The sequence below is a fragment of the Paenibacillus sp. J45TS6 genome (assembly GCF_018403285.1).
In the GTDB taxonomy this organism is placed as follows: Bacteria; Bacillota; Bacilli; order Paenibacillales; family Paenibacillaceae; genus Paenibacillus.
On the sequence record NZ_BOSJ01000013.1, the window covers coordinates 51905 to 71828 of the forward strand.

Consider the following 19924-nt stretch of genomic DNA (forward strand, 5'->3'; position numbering starts at 1 on the left):
GTGTAAGCACATGCGATTGTAATCAGACTTCATCTAACATTGCCCACAAGCAATCGGGTCCTAACGGTGAATTCGTTTGATGTATAAGCTCGGCTTTTACAAGGAAGGTGTTTTAAGGCAACATGAGTTTGAAAAAGAGAAATATGTTGATCTTGCTATCTTCTTCAAGTTGAAAAGTGAGTATTAACCTCATAGATACCAGCAATTACAAAGAAGACGCTGACAAACGTTAGATGAAAACAAAAGAGAGCAGTTTGCCAGTTGGCAACTGCTCCCTTTTTGCTAGCCATCAGATTAGAGCAACAAAACATATATACAAGTCGTTATGTTTAATAAGCGAACTATACTAGGAGGAACGAATGAAATATTTCACTAAAGAATTGTATGAGGAATCGCAGATAAGAGGTTTTTTGATTTTTCATGAAACGGAAAAGGACTGGGAAGACGACATTGCCTGGTATGAATCTGAAGGTTTGAATTTCAAAGAAATTTGTAAGAACAACTTGGAAGATCAAAGAGCTGATTTACTCAAATATCTTCCAGCATCCTTTCATCCCTATATTCAAGACGGAACGCTAAAATCAGAATTTCCTTCTGAAAAGCTTAGAAAAATGGCTGACAAGTGGCTATTGGAGTATCACGAGAGAGTAGAAGCAAAAGGGATTGCATATCGGAACTACTACAACTCCATTAAAAAATCATTACCCGAGAATGTTATTCATTTATATGAGAAGACCTTACACGACGCACAGGTAACCTCAATTGAGCAGCCTTTGAAAGATACGATTATCATGACATTGGATTGTAGAGGCAGTTATCACTATTTAACGGATATCAGGCTAGTCTTTACGGGAGTACAGAATATTCAACCTACTAACTTAAGTGTAGGAAGTGGCTGGCTTTATGATGAAGTTTACCTCACAGAAACAGGTTTTGAACTTCATGTGTTACTAGATGGTCCTTTAATGGAACTCACTATATCTGCTGAGAACGTAAATATTGAGGTTATTTCATAATTCATTGTTCAACTAACGGAAAAACGTTAGTTGAACACAGCAGGGAGCAGCTTACCAGTTGGCAGCTGCCCTTTTTGTTATGCAAACTGGGCAGTATAGCGTAATTAAGATTCATAGCGGAGAATCATCTGATTATGTTCGAGCATAGACCATACAGGACATCTGCCTTGAGAGATTTAAGAACGGTGAAAATTGAATTGGAAGGTAAGAGAGACGTGCGGCTTGGATTATCACACATTCAAACTATGACATTGTCTCGAGAAGTCGACGAATTGCACAACGAACTCATGCGTATTGAATGCAGTAAAAACCAAGGGAGCAATGTTGTTACGGTTGAAAGGGATTAATTATCTTTTCCTGCACGGCTGGTTCGGATTGGTACAGAAATAATTGATTGCCATCTTTCGTTTCTGGAACTCGGACAGGTGGAAGTGATCGTCGATCGTTTGGATTGTTTATGGAACATTACTATAATCAATTTGATATACAACCCTCTCTATCAAGATCCTCACTTGCTTTGCATCACTTAAGGGCTGATAATGCATTCCCCTCATAATCAACCATTCCTCGATCCCTCTAGGAACCGAGAACGAAAAGAAGGAACAACTGCTATAAAGGACCTGTATAATAACGAAATTATGTCTTATCAAATCAGTCGAAGAAATGATCTAAAGCTTGTAATGCTCCTTCACAAAGACAAGAAAAAAACAAAAAGTTGAAGGAATTCTCCTACATAGTGACCAAGGGGGTCCAGTATACCTCTCGCCAATATAACCAACGTCTTATAAGATACGGAATGATAGCTAGTATGTTGAGTAAAGGAAATTGATGAGAAAACGCATGTATGGATAACTTTTTTAGTCATTTTAAATCGGAGTGTTTTAATCTATACACTTTTCGTACTAGTAAGGAAGTAGAGCATGCCGTCCAACGGTACATCCATTTCTACAACCACCATCGTTTTCAACATCATTAAACAACCTAAGCCCGTATGAATATCGGACTCAGGTTGCTTAATGATGTTTTTAAATTACTGTCTACTTGACAGGGGGCAGTTCATATATTAAGGGGGTACTTTTTTAGATATATTCTTATATTATACCAATCGGAATTATTTGGTGATTTAGACTTAAATTATTTGTTTCATTTAAAATAATCCGCAAGTCTATTTAAATTATAACCATCTTCAATTTCGTATCTGTTAAGTCGATTATTTGAATCTTGGGCATCATATATTTCTAAATTGTACTCATCTAAAAAAGTGATTCCAAACCTTTCCTGCCGATTTACTTGTATCAGTACATCATAGCGGTACTCTGTCCTTGGGATATATTCGTTATATTTTTCTAATAATTCTATATTGTTAAGATTATTTATTAGAGAACTTATTTCGTTCGATTCAGAAATAATTACTTCTTCACGATATAAAGTGCCATAAGCTATTCGAGAAATCTTGATCTCGTTAATATCCTCTTTTTGTATTTGTTTAGATACTAATTTGGGAAATGAAGTGTTATTTTGAAATGAGTACACTGAAAAAATTACAATAAATATAAATAAAATGGATATACCTATTGCTAACATTCTACGTTTGTTTTTCATTTAACTCACTCCCTCGTTTTAATCTGTTAATTAGTGGTACTCATCTAAAGTATTTATTGATAAGAAATGGGCTAATTGGTTACAGCATCCTGAGAACACATTGTAATATATGTTCTAATTAAAATCGATCATTATATACTTTTTTTACTTTTTTTGTTTTATTCGCTGCTTTTATGGAATAATAGCGTCTAAGTAAATAGAGGGTCCAAATTATCTAGTAAATAGGAGGTAAACTATTGAAGAAAAAAATTGCACTACTCTTAGCCGCATCCTCTATGATGGGTGCATTGTTTATTGGGGATTCTATTATTAGGAATGATGTCGCTTTAGCTGATCCTATTGTTAGTCCTCAAGCAGTTAGTCCTTCTGATACAGATTTAATTTCTATGTGGATGGTTGATGATTCTGGAGCTCGTATTTATACACCTGTTAGTGTTACTACAAACGTTCAAATAAATGCGACAACTTCTGGATCGAACTGGGTTGCCACTAGAAGGGAATTAGTTAGTTCCACACATAAGAATGCCTTTTTAGCTTATCCGAATGCAACATGGGGAGCAGGAACGTTAGAGCTTAGAGGGGGGAATGTCTCCCTACCGAAAAAAGGTGCATATATAGGTCATACTGAACTTAGATATTCGGGTAAATACAATGACGCTCGACAGACATATAGCTCTACATCTGCTCCTGCAGCTGGTTCTACTGTATTCTATGGAGGATTTGGATCTTTTCAACTTGATAACACGGCTTGGGTTAATTTCAACTGGTAAGGAGGAGTATAAATGAAAAAGAATAATAAGTTGATCGTATCTTTAGGAATTTTATTAGCAGGTGTCTTTACGTTTGGGGCTTTATCATCTTCTGCAATTGATCCTCTTACTTCAGATCTTAATCGAATCAAAATTAATACTGAAATTAATAATAAAGCCGAGGAAAAGGTATTGGTACAGGTCGGGAACCAAGAAATTACGAATACGGATGTTTTAAACTATAAAGAGTATAATCGTACTTCCCAATCAAATTTTACTGATTCCGAAGTTCTTGAACACATGATTAAAGAAGAGTTGTTCTTGCAATTAGCTGAGAAAGAGGGGGTATCAGCAACTTTAGATGAAGGAAGACAGGAAGCCAAAAAAATGAAAGATTTATTAAGTCAACAGCCTATAGAAGTACAGGAAACTCATAAAAAGTTTATTGCTGCTGATGGAGTTACTGAAGATGAGCACTGGAAAAAAGTCGCACCACCTCTTTATCAGGAACTCTTATCAAAGCAAAACCTAGCCGAAAAGTTACTGAATGATCAAGTAGTTCTTTTAAAGGAATCTTCCGATATTGCTTTAGTCTTAAACCAATATAAAGAACAATTGTATAAATCGTCACTTTCAGATGGTACAGTCAAAATAATGGATAAAAGCATAGATCTGAATGAATAGAAGCTGGAGTTTTTTCTCACTCTCACTTTTTAATACCAGAACTCAAAAGATCAATAATACAGCAAGGCAGCCGTCTTGATATATGCTCCCCCTACGGTAGACAGGTTAAAAAATAAACCTTTCTGCAAGGGGGAGCTTTTCATGTCTAGAGGAAAATATAACGCTCTAGAGAAACTCGTTATTCTTGAAGAGGTCTCTAGTACCATACGGAGAGAATCCAGATACCTGTCCAGTTTATGCTATTAATAAGTGGTTAGAAGCAGCCAATATATCAGAAGGAGCTGTATTTAGATCCATTAATAGGCATGGGCAAGATCCCATGAATGGAATAACGAAGTAGGATACAATGTAGATGTTGATTCGTTAAAAACTTATAATATCAAATTAACCCCGTTTAAAGAATGGGCACAGAAATATAAAGACAAGATTAATATCGGTTAGTACCCTACTGGAAAACACAATAACACGAAAAATCCTCATCATAAAACAAAAAGATGAGGATTTTTATTATACGGTTTAATATATTATGTTTTGTTATTTGGGACAGTACTAAGCTCCCTCGAAATGATTTGATTACCTCACCCAGGCTCATGAATTCGCAGGATTTCTCCTTAGTCAAATTGAGAAAAATGAAAGAATAGGAGAAGCATGTAGCCGAGGCGACGTAAAAGGGCATGCGGAAACAAAGGTATTTACCTAATACCCATAACATTCCATATATGCGCACGTCTCAACTTCGCCTTAGCAATTCTCACTCCCAAGTCTAACGGTAAAACGTTAGTTCAAAAACAGAATGGAGCGGTTTGCCACTGGGCACCTACTCCATTCTGTAAGCTAACGGGGTTATGATTAGTTAAAAATAATTGGGGATTAATGTGTAGTTTAGGCCTGGAATTGAATATAATACTATACATTGATATATTCATAAGTGTAACAAAATATATGCGGTTTATCGTACAGAGGCGAATTGATTTGATCCTGAAAAGGTGATGATTGATTCGTTTTTGTTTTATCGGGAAAACAGACCTGTTAAACCTGTTTCGTTACAGCAAAGTTTAGACCACATTTTTATTCTCATGTGGTTTTTGACGTTAAAAATGTGTCTTTTCAGGTTAGGATTGTGAAGATATCAGAAATTTGAAAGCAGTCGTTTGTTGGACTAAGGAGAATATCTAGTTTCCATCCAAGATATTAGTATTAAGTAGTAAGTATTTCAAAGTAAGTGCCTCAAATCTTAGTTATCCTTCGCATTTAAACTCGCAAACCCCGCGCATATAATATTCGCCCTTCACTTTTATGCTATCCTCAGTAATCCTCTCGATCACACCTCTTCCATAGAGCTTCTTATTAAAGTATATAAAGATGGGTTTAGCCTCCATCTTCGCCGTGTATAACTGGTCATCCGCAGTCAGTGTCTTCATAGAATGTCTGTTTTGCAATATCATCGTGCTCCTTTTATGAAATTTTTGGGATGATTTAGACATAATAGTGCACTATCCCTGTTTAATTATTTTTACATTTCTTGTTAATTATATCGTCTGATTAACCGATATTTTTAATAGATGTAAAAATAATACATAAAAGGAGTCAGTAAGAAAGATGAAATTGAAAAGAGTAACTGTTTTGCTATCCGCATTTTTATTACTCAGTAGTTCGGTGGCTTTCGCAGCTAACACGCAAACGGTCAAGGCGACGGTTTCGAATCTCAAGTACACGCTTAATGGGAAAAACTGGACCGCTAAAACCACTGCAAAGCCAGTTGTCATTAACGGTACGACATACTTGCCGGTTGGTGTAGTAAAGGAAGCGACGAAAACAAACATTACCGTGGATTCGAAGACTGGCAAGATTAATATCGGGGAGAAGGGCGCAAAGACACCGTTCCAACAAGTAAGTTTTGATTATGATGACTTCAGTAATACAAGAAATAAGAGTCATACAAATATCGAGGGCAAAGAATACAAAGAAGTGCTGTATACCAAATTTACTGCTTTTGCTCATGATTACTCCACACCAGATAAGAAATATCAAACTTTGCATCTAGATCTATTTGCTCCAAAAGAAACGGTCGAAGTAACTGTATTCGAAGATTTAATCGATGATAGAAGTTTAGGGAATGTCTCTGTCGAACCAGGAAAGGTAACATCATTAGAAGTTAACGTAACAGATGTTAAAAAGATTATGATTAGCCTCAAGAACTTCGATAACGGTGAACATGAATTTGTAATTTTGCCAACCTCATATTACAAATAAAGTACATAATCATTGAGGTCATTTCTTAGTATAGGTGTATAACGCGTAAGGTCCTATTTTAGCGGCTTTTTTCATTGTAATCTTATGGTATAGCCAGTTAAGCGTGTAGAGATGAGTAAGGTTTGTAGGGGAGTTCAATCCGTACTCTTCGTTACAGTTTTTGCCGAATAATATCCAATATATTGAAGAAAAAGGACAATAGAGTTATAGTCTATACTGTAGAAAGGAAGTGTTAGTATTAATATCAAGAAGGTATTTGTGGCTATTTTATCTCTTGGGCTTATTATTGGACCAACGATAGGATCAACTGGCGTAGCAGAAGCAAAAGAAAAAGTAGTTACATATAAAAACTGCACAGAGCTGAATAAGGTGTATAAAGGCGGCGTAGCTCGTTCATCATCAACCAAAAATAAAGGTGGAAAAACAAAATATAAACCTCATGTTTCTAAAGCTCTATATGAAGCCAATATAAAAAGTGATAGAGACAAAGACGGTATAGCCTGCGAAAAATAAGTAGATTGATTAGTAATAGACTCTTCTCATGTTGAAGGGTCTATTTTATATTGCGGGTTAGCGTTGCAAAATCACTTATAAGCGGCCATGTCAATTTTTAACTTACCTTTTCTTGTGATTTATAGAATAATGACAGGTGCAATAAGTAATTTAAGTATGGGGGATTCTCTACGGGCACCACACGAAATCTAATAGGAGATGAAGAAGCACAGAATTTCCTTTGTGTAGCTGGTAGGGATGTTTTGGAAAGGTATAATTTTATAGAACGGGTGGAATCTTTGGAGACGGAAGTCCCAGAGGATCTACAGAGTGGTGTAATGTGTATCGGGGAGAATATTTACAAAGGTAAATCACAAAAAGCATACCTTAGTAATGATATTGAATTTAGAAATCTCCTCACATTGTTAATAGGACCCAGTAGGGCAGGGAAAAGTACATTAATCAGCAATTTATGTGTTGATGCTATTGAAAATGGAGAATGTTGCATAATTTTTGATTTCATCGAAACATGTCAGATGAGTGATGAGGTTGCAAAGTGTTTTCCCAAAGACAAGGTGTTAGAAATCAGATGTGACAATATAGAAGCTTTACAAGGCTTAGGCTATAACGAAGTGAATTCTGGTAATTCAGACACTCCATTTAAACAATATGAAAATGCAAAACGTCAAACCACTAACTTATTAACCTTGATAAATTCGATCAATGCTGACGACAGCCGATTAAGTCCTAAAATGGAACGATATTTAGAATCAGCTAGTTTAATCGCCTTTATCAACAATGGAAGTATCAAAGACGTGTTTGGAGTGCTCCAAAATCACAAAATACGTGGAAGATTCATACACAATGTTCCAAGGCATCAACTTGAGTTCTTGGAGGAGTATATTGAAAATCTACGTGAATTAGATGATTACAATAAGCAGGATATAGTTGAGGGAACTAAGACTAATCTAATCATAGGAATTCTTGATCGACTAAACGTACTAAAAAGAAATAGCTACACAGAACTAATGCTTAAAAAGGATACATCCAATAACATAGATTTTGTTGAAGAGATGCAGAAGAACCAATTGATTACGATCAAGCTCCCTCAACACATGTTCACTGTGGAGTCAGAAAAGGACACTATGGTCTTATACTTTCTCACGAAAGTATGGTTGGCAGCACAGATTAGAGCTGAACAAATAAAGGATAAATCGAAAAGAGTTAAGGTAAATATCGTTATCGATGAACTTTATCAGTGCAATCATTCTGAAAAGTTTCTTACCAGTAAACTGTCTCAAATGTCTAAATTTATACTCAAATCGATCATCAGTTGCCATTATCTCCTTCAACTCAAAATAATGAGAGATGAGCTCCGCAGTGCCAATGCATCTTATATTATTATCGCAGGTTCCGATAAGAAAAATTTCGATGAATTAAAAAGCGAATTACATCCTTTCACTGAAGAAGATTTGATGAATTTACCTCGTTATCATGCTCTGAATTACGTGAAGAATGTAAATGGCTATGCACGTTTTATAACTAAATTGCCTGGAGATGCCTCCAAAAGAAAAAGACCATCAACTGAATGATGGTCTACTCTTTATTCTTCTGATGCAGATATAATGTCCTTAATATAAATCCATTTCCAATCATCTTCTGCAGTTAAAAATTTAATTTCACGTTTATAAGTGTTTAAAGCAACTACTATACCTGTAATTTCTTTATCCTCGTATGGATCGAATAAGACAAGCTTTATTTTTTCTCTTCTATTATACGAACGCACAATTTCATACTCTATTCGTTGTATTTCCTGATCGTCTAAAGTTGGTTTAAATCTTGCTAATTTAGTGTTCGCCATTCTTATCCAGGCATCTCTGTGTTCAGGCAATATCATACGTGAGCTCTCAAACAATCCATTATCAAATAGTTTTTTCGCCATAATTAATACTCCGTCCAATAATCTATAGTTCCATGTGGAGATGTGTAAGTTCTTGGTCTATTGCTTTCATCTTCCCACTCTTTTAATAAGATAATATTCTCCAGTGTAGATTTATCTTCCCACAATATAAACTCCTCTGATTCAAGCAGAAGTAGCGCTTCTTTTATACGACTAGTACTCTGTCCTGTTTTAATCTCCAGCTCCCGTATAGTTGGAGTTCTTCCACGTTGGCTTATGTAGTTGTATAGAATCCTATGCACTTTCCGTTCATAGTCAGGTAACATGTTGCATCACTCCTATAAGAACATTTGTTTGCTTTGTTTATTATAACCAAACATCCGTTCCTATATCAATGTATTTTATTGCTATTTGATTTCAAATCGTTTTTTTGATAAATCACATCTTCCAAATGCTCACTTATGCTCCCTTATACTCCCGTTTCCTCACTCGTTATTATCATAAAACACGCATTTTATTCAATGAATAATTGAGCAGTGTCATATTTACAAACTAAAAAGACGGCACCGGTTATAGTAACGTCTTTTTGATAGATTAATATTTATTTATTATTATTTACTCTTTATGCTTATAAGCCCCTCCAGTACTTCCGTTCTGTTTTATTTCACCGTCTTCTTCTAATTTGTAAGCATATAATTTGTCAAGTTCATCTGAGAATTCAACAAAGGTTTCATAGCCGGAAGATTTCGGCATCTTTTTAGCTTCAATACTAGCTATATCGCTCTCAGAATAACCTTTGTCCTCAATCAAGTACTTCATTACTCTTTCCTCGTTATATGCGACAATTTCTGGATCACTCTTTGGTGGAGTATTAAGAGAGTACAGAGTAAAAACAACAAAACCAATTGCAATGCATACAAGACCAAAAATGGTCCATGCGCTAATTAATCCTAATTTTTTCAAATAAATTTCCCCTTCAGTTTTTTTATTAATAAAATATTAATCTTTTCCAATAAAAGTATACCAAAATTCATATTAATATAATATACTAATTTAATACAATGTAGAGGAGCAATTATTAATATGAAGAAAATTAAACTATTAACTGGATTTATGGTGTTTATTGTTTTGTTAGGCTCTTATGCACCGCAAAGTTTTGCAGATGAACTTCCAATCGGTAATTACGGATTTACACAAGAAGAAAATAATATGTATTCGCAATTTTACACACCTGAAGAAATTAAAGAGATGGAACAGCAGTTTAACTCTATAATGAAAGATATAGAAAGTAGAGGAGCAGTTGTCACTGCAGATGAATATATTAATGGTGGCTCTCGTGCAGGAAGCTATAATGGAATTGTAGCTCGTTCAGGTGATATCTTGGTAGCTAAGAAGAATGGAGGACCTAAACCTGCTAATTGGGTAGGACATGCAGCAATAGTTACTAATGCTGGATCAAGTATTACACATTTCCCAGGTGTAGGAATTGACCCTAAAGAAGAACCTTTGAAAGTATTCTTTGAACAGAATAGCGAAATTTATGTATTAAGACATAATGACTATAATGCCTCTATAGCTGCAGCTCAATGGGCAAATTGGTACATGGATAAATATCCAAAAGCAGAATACGATGTATTAAGTGGATACTTAGTTTTGGATCCAAATTACTGTTCTAAATTTGTATGGCAGGCTTATTATTTTGGAGCCGATACAACAATTTCACCAATGTTTGCTTGGAAACCTTTAGCACCGATGGAGTTAGTATTATCAGCTAGGGATACTGCCCAAATTACATACGTACCATAATATAAGTTTCATAAAAAGATGATACTGTTAAGAATACAGTTATCATCTTTTTATATTTTCTATCCTCTTATCTTTATTTTTTCTTAATTCAAATTTTTCGTTCTCAAGAAGGTATGTTGGAATTTGTCCCCTCTTGACACAACACTTAGCTTTGGTTTCTTACAAAATTCTCAGATGTTGCCTATCTGTAATAAGCTCTACTCCTTCAATCACTACACCATTCTTCACATCACTCAGCAGTTTCTTACTATCAATCTTAGGTTCTTGTGCAATCTTATATGTATCTGGAACTTTATTGCTATCTAAAACATTGATTGATGGAGGATTCTTCTGTAGTTTTACTTTAAACATTCCTGCATTTACCTTATCAATCTTATTCACTTCTAGGACGCTCTGAGTGTATGACTTAAGTCCATTATTTTTGTTCTCAAGATATTTACGTTTCTTTGCTAGTCGCTTTTCTTCTGCCTTAAATGCTTCGATATCTGATTTTTAGCAAGAATAGTTACTTTGTTTTACTAACGTGTTTAGTGTTTCTTATCCTTAGTGGATGCGGATCAACAACAATAACACCGGTAGACAATAGTAGCACTATTCCACAGACAACAGATCCAGCATTAAGTAAGGACGATAATAACTCTTCCAATAGTACTTCTTCAGATAAAGATTCATCAGAGACAGAAACAACAAAAGATGAAACAACGAAAGATGAAGAAAAAAAAGAGGAAACAACTACACAAGCAGCCAAACCTTCCACAGCTACTCCTACAGGTAAACTAACCGTTCATTACATAGATGTAGGGCAAGGTGCTTCTCAGCTTATACAGACACCAGGTGGTAAAACGATGCTGATCGATGGAGGAAATAATGATGATGAGCAGCGTATGGTTAGCTATCTAAAAAAACAAGGTGTATCGAGAGTCGATGTTCTCATTGGAACGCATCCCGATGCTGACCATGTTGGAGGACTTGATGCGGTAGTAGATGCTTTTGATATCGGTAAGATCTATATGCCAAAAGTGTCTTCCAACACAAAAACATTTGAATCCTTACTTACCTCAATTCAAAATAAAGGTCTTAAAGTTACGACAGCAAAAGCAGGTGTAACGATCGATTTAGATGATCAGCTTGATGTTAAGATGGTTGCTCCCGTTAAAAGCTATGATGATAAAAATGAAATGAGCGCAGTTGTTAAGCTTGCTTTTAGCAAAAACTCGTTTCTATTTACGGGAGATGCGGAGTCTGGAAGCGAAAGCGATATGATAAACAGCGGTGTGAATTTAAAATCAGATGTGCTATTAGTAGGCCATCACGGATCCAATTCATCGACCAGCCAGGCTTTTTTAAATGTGGTTAATCCTACGTATGCTGTCATTCAAGTAGGTGACAATAGTTATGGCCATCCGACGGATAACATTTTAAAGAGACTTCATAATAAGAATGTGAAAATTTATCGTAACGATCTGCAGGGAACGATTGTATTTACGTCCGATGGAACGACCATTAAGCCATCTGTTAGTGAATGGAAATATACTACATCGGTGAAAGATAAAGAAACAAACAGTCAAAAATCAGATACCACTTCAACTAAAAAGGAACCTGCAGCAACGACGAGTAATAAGGACACTGCAGTAACAAAGACGGAAACAAACACGAATGTTTATTATAAGAACTGTACCGAAGTAAGAGAAGCTGGGAAGGCACCGCTTTACGAAGGTGATCCTGGTTATAGCACGAAACTCGATCGAGATAAAGACGGTATCGCTTGTGAAAGATAAGAAGGAGGCAGGTACATTTGAGGGGAATCGTTGATCGGTTTGAAGGTGACTTTGCGGTAATTGAAATCGATGGCCAGACACATGATGTTCCTATGTCTGCTGTTGATGCTTCTGTGAGTTCGGGGGATGTCGTTACTTTAGTAGAGGGAGTATGGAAGCCAGATCATACGGAAACAGAGGATCGTAAGAAGCAGATTAAGAAGCTTATGGACGATGTTTGGGAAGATTGATTGGTAATTTATTTCTACATGTATAGTTTGCTTATAAAAACCCGATTTCGTTTGTAGAAGTCGGGTTTATTTTATTTCATAGTATTTGGACTAAACCCTTGGATACGCTTGTCATCTTCAGTTCGTTTCCTAAGTAGGAGGGTTACAGGCTCTGGATTAAACTAGTATTCCCTAAGCTGAATGAAGCTATGTTTTTGTTTTACGTCACACTGGCCATCTACTTCTTCTAATCTTTCATTTTTATCATTTTGATTATCTAGTTGGCAGACTTATAATTGAATTAAAATGTAAAATATGAGATAATATGACAAATGATAAGGGGATAGGTCGAATAATAAGGACTTAAAGGTATATCAATATGCTGGTCTAAAGGAGTTTTGGACACAAACCATGTAGAGGGACAACAGTAATCCTATTAAGATAAAAAGACATGTCTCTAAATTAATTCCTCAGCTATTTCATTAAGATCCGCTCGATATAATCAAATTTTTCAGTAACGGGTAACGATAGCTCCCAATAGAACAAGTAAGCATGTTGTTTGCTCATTGTTAAGTAGCAGGCTTTTATGTACTGAGTTACCTATAATGAAAAAAGAGAGGTGTTTTCTTGCATACTTTAGGGAATTTATTAGACAGTTTTATTGATGAATCCGTTTTTAAATTGAATGGGGTACAGATTGTGAATCAGTATCCTAATTTGGTGGACATTGTTGCAAATTATAAGAATGAACTGGCAAGTGCAGATAATAGTCAGCCATACCTTTTAAACAGCCATCATATGTTTGAAGAGACAATGTACTTTCCTCACTGTAACGGTGAATACACAGTGACGTGGGATATCAATAGAGCGAGGCACCTTATTAACCAAATGATACAAAATAGAAGATTGATTGCAAACGAAGTCAGCGTGGAACTGATACATCTTTTTTATTGAAAAAATTCAAGTGCTGGTTTATTTGTTTCTTATTTAGGGAAGAATTACATTTATAGACCAAAAACCACACCATAATTTTATATAAATAATGTGCACTCAACTCAACTAACTGGCTAAAGCCGGAAATAGGATTACAAGTTATAAATCTTAACATGTGTACAAAATCCTAATTTTATGAATATATATTTTATGCTTTTTTCATTATCCTTGAACTTTTTGTTTTAGAATACATCCATCACAACAGCGAAACCTCTTTCTCATTTTGAATTTTAACCATGTCAGAGCTTGATCAAATACTCTCGATCAGATTGGGTATCCGGGTGTACCTTCCGCACAACCTAATTATTTTATCTTAGTAAAATCCTTTATATCATTTAGCAACTAAGTATTGCCTTATTTTCTGTCCGATCGAATTAGCAATGTCATATGAACCTCTTTTGCCTGCTTGTAATTTTTCCTCTACAGTATATTTAGCCATAAAAAACTACACTCCTATTGTTAGGAGTGTAGTTTTTTTAGAACGTCTATCTACGGGGTTTTAGTTCACAATAAGCATTAATTTTCTTTATATTTTCATTGGGGCATCTTAGCATTAACTGCTCTTACTCCAGAAATAATTTCAGTTGCTAAAGATTGGGAGTTACTGGTATAACTTTGTAAATTCCCTGTTGGATTTATTGCAAGATCAACATAGCTTTCATAATTTTTATAAAGTTGAAAAAGTTCATCATAAAGACTTTCATATTCTGTAGGTGGAGAGGCTAATTCTTTTATTAGCGATTGAATATCCTTTCTTAATGTGTTTAACGTTTTAATCTCACCAGTATTTTCGTAGTACTTCCCTGCTACGATAATTGCTTCATTAAAGTTTGTAACTTTCGAATAGGTATTATTTTCAAGAAGTCCAATACCGTTGTGAAACTCACTATATGCAGAGTTAACTTCAGAAGTTGTCGTTTCCAATATATCAGCAAAATCTTCTACTGTAATACCGTTCTCAATCGTTTTAAGCCAGAGTCTTGAGTAACTATTAATTATTTTTTCGGAAGTTGCAGAGGAGACAGTAATTTTTTGAGTCAAAAATGAGACATTAGCAATATATTCCTCCCTCTCCACTTTTGAATTACACCCTACCAATAATGTTAGTATCAAAGTTATAAAGATCAATAGTTTGCGTTTCATTATTGTCTCCTTCATAAGTGTACTCACTAACCCGCTATCGTTTATTCTCTACAATTATATTGGTATTATAGAATGACTGAACAAACTTTTAGCAAAACTTGAACGGCTAACATCAATATGAAAAAGTGAATTTTAGCCAACTAATCATAGTGCCTGAGTTAATACTGAAATTATGGATTGTCAATCCGAGTGCCACACTCTTTCTATTCATAAAAGAGCCAAACAAATCGGGTTCATTGACGCTCTTGTGGTTAGCGTCAAAATGCAAAGTGGTTAGTAATAATAACTTACCGATTTCTAAATACAGAAGACTGCCTATGAGTATAACTTATCCAGCAGATCACTAAAAGAATTACAAACAAACAGCACATTTGCTCTTCCGTCAACTAATTGTTCATGATCCCAAAATACAATAGAGGGATTGTTTCCTTCACGGTAATCAAAACACAGATAGTTACCAAACGGGTCATCAGCAAACGGAAAGACGTTTCCAGGAAGGCGGTTCTTCAAATTATTATGTACCTCTAGAACGTTTCGTTTCTCCCTTACGTTAAGATCAATTAAAGAATTGAACACGGCTTCCTTTCTATCTTTAAAATCAAAGGTATCCGGTACTGGTTGTCCGCCATTCCTCAGTAACACGCATTCGACATAATCAGACGGAAAAGAAATGCCTAGTGCTTCCTCCACTTTCAATACATCCGCTCGAGAAAGCTCACTCTTTGCAAGAATCCACTTTACATTATTCATTTATAAGCCTCCTTTTTATCTATTATCGGAACCGCCGCCCCAAATGGACCTTCCACCTGTGTGTGCAGTATTTTCATGAAGTGAACGTTCTACCAATTGCATCATCCCTGGCTCCTCATTATGATGCCAGACATAGCCTTCCGGCACTTTGCCGTTATTGATTTGCTCGATTTGCCGTTCATCAAAATTTGCCTTCAAGTCAGGGTTGCTGCTAATTGCTTCATTCAGCGATTGTGTTGCTATTTTAAATTGCTTAGCATCCGATTCAAGATATAATGACTCATCTAATTCCATCTCATATGTAACAGGAAACTCAGGAAAGACACCGGTAAAGGTACCCTCCGAGGTCAGTATTACTTTTTCTTGGAAGGGGATATTCGTCTCAGGATGCCTCTCTCCATCCAACCCCTCATTTCTGGTCTTCAAATAAAGTGGTTCATTGGCCTCGTCAAAGGTTGTAATGGAACTTGGTTTTAGATCTTTTGCGAAGCTAGGAACATCAGAGGAAACCTTACTTACCTCTTCCTTCATTGTCTCCCAGTTCATACTTATAGAAGAAAGCGTCTCTAACATACGCGAACCTCTCCTTCCTTCTGCTCTTCAATCCATAGATAATAAAAATCTTTAAATCTTGGGTCCTCCTGGGCTTTATCTTGAAGCAGACACTGCATTACTGCTGAATCATAGGCTTCCGGATTCGAGAACGAAGTATACTTTCTGAGTCCTTCAATAAATCTTCTATTCCATTCCGTAAGATTTTCGGAGGTTTTGGCATATTGAATGAGGCCTATTCTTTGCGGAATCAGTGAGGATACAATTCGTGACAATTCCTCAAAGTTTTTCTGTTCCCATAACTTCATTTTATGATTCAGTTCAAAATACTCTAGATCATGGAGAAGGTATTTCCGGATAGAGTGATCTATAGAACAACCCATTAGCCATTTTTTCAGGCGGTCAGTTTCAAAGGAGGCGAGATTACTTCGGTTGTTCTCTGGGACCCTTTCCAGTAGCAGTAATTCGAGCAACTGGCTTAACATTTCCCGATTTGAAGTCTGAATTGAAACATCTAATCTTTTTTCTAGCAAATACGGCTGAAAATTGTTAAATTCACTCACTTCACATAGTACCGGCTGCAGCCAGTTGTTTTGATACACAGCAGCAACGCCGGTGCGTAATTTAGGAAGCTCATTAATCTGATGTTCATTTAGATTGGCAGTTTTACCGACCTCCGATCGGTCCAATTCATCTGGCAGTCTTAAAATGATTTTTGTATTGGTGTTCCTGATGACCGACCTGTCCAATAAATTAGGTGCTTGATCTGCAATGATAAACCCTTCCCCATAGGTTCTCATTTCGGCAATTGCATTAGCAATCATTTCAACCGACTTGCCTTGCAGATTGGCTCCTTCCTGGCTTTGCTCAGAAGTAACGCGTCGTAGCAGGTGATGCGCTTCTTCAATAACGGTCACATGCTGCAGTTCACTGTTGATAGGACTGTCATTTGACATTCTGTACTCTTGAAGCCTCATAAACAGAATCCCCATAATTAGTGCTTTCGTCTCAACCGAACCCACCCTGCTTAAGTCGATAATGCAGTTCTGGTCAAATAAAACTTCGCTCGCGACTTCATTATCAGTGAATATTTTACCGAATAAGCCGTTGGTCATTGATTTCACTCTAGTCACGAGTGCACCGGTGTAGTTGCTCTTTACCTCTTCGGAATATGCAGACTCGCGAATGATGACTGGCAGAATTGTTAATAGATCATAGAATGTCGGGTATTGAGCCTCTTCTCCAAAATAAAAGGATTCTTCTAAATCCCACCCGATGGAGATGTATGTCCGTTCAATTGCTTCTTTCAACACCGCTGGCATAGCCGCATACATTGGCCAGCAAGCATTAAAGATCTCAATTATCCGGTCTATATGCTCCAACACATGCACCTGAGAGGGAAATCGGAATGGATTAATCCGGAGCAGCTCCGTGAAATTTGCATTGGTGCCAAATACAGATACGTCCTTTCGGCCGCCAAATATTTTTTTGTATTCACCTTTAGCCGGTTCGATGACTAGAAAATGAATGTTTTTTCTGACAAGCTCATTTAGCATCTGGTAGATCGTATTCGATTTCCCGGAACCTGTAGAACCGGTAACAAAAGTATGCAACGCAAGGCTATTAACATCAATCTCGATGTTTGTACTTTCCGGCCTCCCCATGTGAAACACGTTACCCAGCTTAATCGTATTTTGATATTCTTTAGCCTCGTTATAGGTAATGATGTCTCTTCCGAATTCAGCAGTTTCAATGACAGGAAGCCCACTTAGCGATTTCTGGGGAAATCCCATTTGAAGCGCTAACTCCTTGCCATTGATTAACGATCCTGGGGAGATATGTGGTAATTGCAGGCCAGTATTAACTTTCATCTCAATTAGTGGATGATTGAATTTCTTTAGGTACTTTCCAACTTCCAATAGATTAGCTTTATTGTTGTTGTCCCATGTATTAATAAATGAGTTCTCAACCGCTGAGTTTTCACCACGCATAATAGCTTTATATGTACTTGCTGCTACTCGAGAAGTTTGAACACTTGGTGCAATGAAATAACAGGCACAACTCCACATACCGAAATCTTCGGAGCTTTTCAGCCGGAGTAATTGTTCATCGATCTTTTGCAGCAAATTGGTTACCGTCTTATTTTCAAATTGTATTTGCAGGTTTCTAGAGTTACCGAAGGTCTGTGTCTCAGATGAGCTTTCCTGGGTAGAGGTGGAGTCGGATTTTCCACGCGTATCAGATTCTCCCTCATTCTTCGACTGATTGGTAGTTTTGGACTGCGAATGAGATGTGCCGTCTGTCGAACTGCCTATTAATGATCCGGCCGCACCAGATATTCCGCCTGCTATCACAGCCCCGGCCGGTCCACCAAGTAAAAATCCTCCCGCTGCGCCTAATCCTCCAAGCGCCCCCCCCCAATTGGTTGTCTTGGTGTCAGACTCTGTTTGGTTCTCCGTTTCAGATGATCCCTGGGTATAGCTCTGCGTTTTGGTCAGACTCTCGTTGATTGTTGCCGTAACACCTTTGCTCATCCCTTCTGAAATCGCCATACTGTCGCTTGAATTAAAGCTCAGATCACATTTTGCGAAGGGGACTAATTGTGAGTATAAATTTTCGTAACCGAGTTTAATTTCATCAATGTTCCTGTGTAGGACTGGGTCTGCTATAAAAACGGCGGAGAATTCTTCGCCCTTCATCGCATCGACAAGTTTCTCAAGCCCCTGAACAAACTTGGTTTTATCCTGATCCTTCAGCGAAGGAATACCTGAGACAGAAGAGATGATGTTCTCATTCTGTGACAACTCCGAAGTGAATATGGAAGATATTATTTTCTCAATTTCACTATTATTTAAGTTCTCAATATCACTTCCCGGAAAGTTTCCTTCAAAGCTTTTCTTAAGAGCTTCTTTCGCTGAATTCACATCCTGTTCCTTGGAACTCGTCCGGGTACCTAGGTAAAGATTGGTGTGGTTACCGTCGCTATTGATAATCATAACTAGCGAACCGGAAACATTCCCAAGTGTGTTGTACACAGTCATAATCTTATCGAGATTGTTCTCCTGTCTGTCAAAGGTCAGTTTATTCATCTTGAACAGCCGGATATTGTTTCGAGTCGTTAATTCGCTAATATGCTTGGGAACAGGAACAACGTTGCGTAGATGCAGTTCATCCAAATAATTCTTCTGTACTAAATCGAGGGAAACCTCAAATGCCTCTTCTAAATCTTTGAAGTTCCTACCGTCTATTTCTACCATATCAGAAATATTGTTCATCCCATTCACCTTCTATTTTAAGTTACGGTTTGATGTTTTCGATTTCTGGCTTTGTGAGTTGTAATTTTTTCTGTTTTTCTCTGTCCAAATTTTGGACAGATTGAATCGGTTTTTCTTTTTAATTACAACATTAAGTAAGGCGTGCCCGCTATTTTCATTATAGCTGTGGTTAGTAGTTGTATTACTGGCAGGATCGTGGTTGCCTGGCGCAGGCACAGACTCTGTTCCTAATTGTGATTTCTGGTATACAGGAACAGAGCTACTCCCAGTATCGCTATTCCTCCAAGTCCCGCTATCACTAGCCATTTTGTATTCGGCTTTCCCATGTCGGTAACCCTTACAGGTATATTTGTTGTATTTATTGTTTCGGGTGATGATGAAGCTTGTGAGAAGTTTCGTTTTAAGGGTCTGACCTTTTTCCCGACTTCAAGGATGAATTTGAACCGTTCCTTAGAGAAATTATAGCCAAGGTCGCTCTTCAATTGACCCAGATAATCTGTGGTCCACTTGCTGGAGTCCGGTTCGATATACAGACCGTCATGCTCTACCCAAAGCGGATCAGACAGTCGGCTTTCAGCATATTCTGCTGCCTGCATGACTTCATTTTGCTCATTCGTCGGATTTTTGGATAGATATGTGCTTAGGGCAATTTTTACTTGTTCTATATCACGTTTTTTTACAGCATCTACTAGATAACTTTGCGGTTCAAACACTATTCCAGT

Annotated in this window: 22 protein-coding genes; 11 read left to right on the forward strand and 11 right to left on the reverse strand. The window is 36.9% G+C overall.

Annotated features, from left to right (window positions below; all coding sequences use genetic code 11):
* Positions 1-359: 359 nt before the first annotated feature.
* Complete coding sequence (locus tag KJS58_RS17855; protein ID WP_213534494.1) at positions 360-1016, forward strand: DUF4085 family protein; 657 nt, start codon at positions 360-362, stop codon at positions 1014-1016.
* An 844-nt stretch (positions 1017-1860) separates the two neighbouring features.
* On the forward strand, positions 1861-1992 hold the full coding sequence (locus tag KJS58_RS25815) for an IS3 family transposase (RefSeq protein ID WP_160037121.1): 132 nt from the start codon (positions 1861-1863) through the stop codon (positions 1990-1992).
* A 167-nt stretch (positions 1993-2159) separates the two neighbouring features.
* Here KJS58_RS25815 and KJS58_RS17865 read toward each other — a convergent pair whose 3' ends face one another.
* Positions 2160-2618, reverse strand: a complete 459-nt coding sequence (locus tag KJS58_RS17865; RefSeq protein ID WP_160037120.1) for a hypothetical protein — start codon at positions 2616-2618, stop codon at positions 2160-2162.
* A 236-nt stretch (positions 2619-2854) separates the two neighbouring features.
* Between KJS58_RS17865 and KJS58_RS17870 the strand changes: the two genes are divergently transcribed.
* Both KJS58_RS17870 and KJS58_RS17875 read left to right on the forward strand, forming a co-directional pair.
* Complete coding sequence (locus KJS58_RS17870) at positions 2855-3388, forward strand: hypothetical protein (RefSeq protein WP_160037119.1); 534 nt, start codon at positions 2855-2857, stop codon at positions 3386-3388.
* Positions 3389-3400: 12 nt separating this feature from the next.
* Positions 3401-4051: a SurA N-terminal domain-containing protein gene (locus tag KJS58_RS17875; protein ID WP_160037118.1), complete on the forward strand. Its 651-nt coding sequence runs from the start codon at positions 3401-3403 to the stop codon at positions 4049-4051.
* 1238 nt (positions 4052-5289) lie between these two features.
* Here KJS58_RS17875 and KJS58_RS17880 read toward each other — a convergent pair.
* Positions 5290-5490 (reverse strand): hypothetical protein, encoded by a 201-nt coding sequence (locus tag KJS58_RS17880; RefSeq protein ID WP_160037117.1) that lies wholly within the window; start codon positions 5488-5490, stop codon positions 5290-5292.
* Between the two features lie 160 nt (positions 5491-5650).
* Here KJS58_RS17880 and KJS58_RS17885 point away from each other — a divergent pair, with 160 nt between their 5' ends.
* The 3 genes from KJS58_RS17885 (at position 5651) to KJS58_RS17895 (ending at position 8388) form a co-directional block, all read left to right on the forward strand.
* The gene (locus KJS58_RS17885) at positions 5651-6304 is read left to right on the forward strand and encodes a stalk domain-containing protein (protein WP_160037116.1); all 654 of its coding nucleotides are present in this window, start codon (positions 5651-5653) and stop codon (positions 6302-6304) included.
* 243 nt (positions 6305-6547) lie between these two features.
* Positions 6548-6817: an excalibur calcium-binding domain-containing protein gene (locus tag KJS58_RS17890; RefSeq protein ID WP_160037127.1), complete on the forward strand. Its 270-nt coding sequence runs from the start codon at positions 6548-6550 to the stop codon at positions 6815-6817.
* A 278-nt stretch (positions 6818-7095) separates the two neighbouring features.
* On the forward strand, positions 7096-8388 hold the full coding sequence (locus KJS58_RS17895; RefSeq protein ID WP_160037115.1) for a type IV secretory system conjugative DNA transfer family protein: 1293 nt from the start codon (positions 7096-7098) through the stop codon (positions 8386-8388).
* Positions 8389-8399: 11 nt separating this feature from the next.
* Here the strand turns inward: KJS58_RS17895 and KJS58_RS17900 are convergent, their stop codons facing one another.
* The 3 genes from KJS58_RS17900 to KJS58_RS17910 form a co-directional block, all read right to left on the reverse strand.
* Positions 8400-8738, reverse strand: coding sequence for a YolD-like family protein (locus tag KJS58_RS17900; protein WP_160037114.1), 339 nt, complete (start codon positions 8736-8738; stop codon positions 8400-8402).
* A 2-nt stretch (positions 8739-8740) separates the two neighbouring features.
* Entirely contained in the window at positions 8741-9022 is a 282-nt protein-coding gene (locus KJS58_RS17905) for a hypothetical protein (protein WP_201450770.1), read from the reverse strand.
* Between the two features lie 289 nt (positions 9023-9311).
* Positions 9312-9659 carry a DUF3139 domain-containing protein gene (locus KJS58_RS17910; RefSeq protein ID WP_160037113.1) on the reverse strand — a complete coding sequence of 116 codons (348 nt, stop codon included), beginning with the start codon at positions 9657-9659 and terminating at the stop codon, positions 9312-9314.
* A 120-nt stretch (positions 9660-9779) separates the two neighbouring features.
* Between KJS58_RS17910 and KJS58_RS17915 the strand changes: the two genes are divergently transcribed.
* Positions 9780-10502, forward strand: a complete 723-nt coding sequence (locus KJS58_RS17915; RefSeq protein ID WP_191805021.1) for a C40 family peptidase — start codon at positions 9780-9782, stop codon at positions 10500-10502.
* Between the two features lie 159 nt (positions 10503-10661).
* Here KJS58_RS17915 and KJS58_RS17920 read toward each other — a convergent pair whose 3' ends face one another.
* The gene (locus KJS58_RS17920; protein WP_160037205.1) at positions 10662-10985 is read right to left on the reverse strand and encodes a siphovirus Gp157 family protein; all 324 of its coding nucleotides are present in this window, start codon (positions 10983-10985) and stop codon (positions 10662-10664) included.
* Positions 10986-11032: 47 nt separating this feature from the next.
* Between KJS58_RS17920 and KJS58_RS17925 the strand changes: the two genes are divergently transcribed.
* From KJS58_RS17925 to KJS58_RS17935, 3 genes are all read left to right on the forward strand, one after another.
* Positions 11033-12280 carry an MBL fold metallo-hydrolase gene (locus KJS58_RS17925; RefSeq protein WP_249717592.1) on the forward strand — a complete coding sequence of 416 codons (1248 nt, stop codon included), beginning with the start codon at positions 11033-11035 and terminating at the stop codon, positions 12278-12280.
* A gap of 17 nt (positions 12281-12297) precedes the next feature.
* Positions 12298-12510, forward strand: a complete 213-nt coding sequence (locus KJS58_RS17930; protein ID WP_213534498.1) for a DUF3006 domain-containing protein — start codon at positions 12298-12300, stop codon at positions 12508-12510.
* Between the two features lie 606 nt (positions 12511-13116).
* Complete coding sequence (locus tag KJS58_RS17935) at positions 13117-13443, forward strand: hypothetical protein (protein ID WP_213534499.1); 327 nt, start codon at positions 13117-13119, stop codon at positions 13441-13443.
* 573 nt (positions 13444-14016) lie between these two features.
* On the opposite strand, the gene KJS58_RS17940 is transcribed toward KJS58_RS17935, so the two are convergent.
* From KJS58_RS17940 to KJS58_RS17960, 5 genes are all read right to left on the reverse strand, one after another.
* A complete protein-coding gene (locus KJS58_RS17940) occupies positions 14017-14625 on the reverse strand; it encodes a hypothetical protein (RefSeq protein WP_213534501.1) in 609 nt (202 codons plus the stop codon).
* Between the two features lie 315 nt (positions 14626-14940).
* Positions 14941-15375, reverse strand: coding sequence for an SMI1/KNR4 family protein (locus KJS58_RS17945; protein WP_213534503.1), 435 nt, complete (start codon positions 15373-15375; stop codon positions 14941-14943).
* Positions 15376-15390: 15 nt separating this feature from the next.
* On the reverse strand, positions 15391-15948 hold the full coding sequence (locus KJS58_RS17950; RefSeq protein ID WP_213534505.1) for an HNH endonuclease: 558 nt from the start codon (positions 15946-15948) through the stop codon (positions 15391-15393).
* Positions 15942-19202: an ATP-binding protein gene (locus tag KJS58_RS17955; RefSeq protein WP_249717595.1), complete on the reverse strand. Its 3261-nt coding sequence runs from the start codon at positions 19200-19202 to the stop codon at positions 15942-15944. Before KJS58_RS17955 ends, KJS58_RS17950 begins: the two co-directional genes overlap by 7 nt.
* Before the next feature lie 227 nt (positions 19203-19429).
* Positions 19430-19915, reverse strand: coding sequence for a COG1361 family protein (locus KJS58_RS17960; protein WP_213534507.1), 486 nt, complete (start codon positions 19913-19915; stop codon positions 19430-19432).
* Positions 19916-19924: the final 9 nt, after the last annotated feature.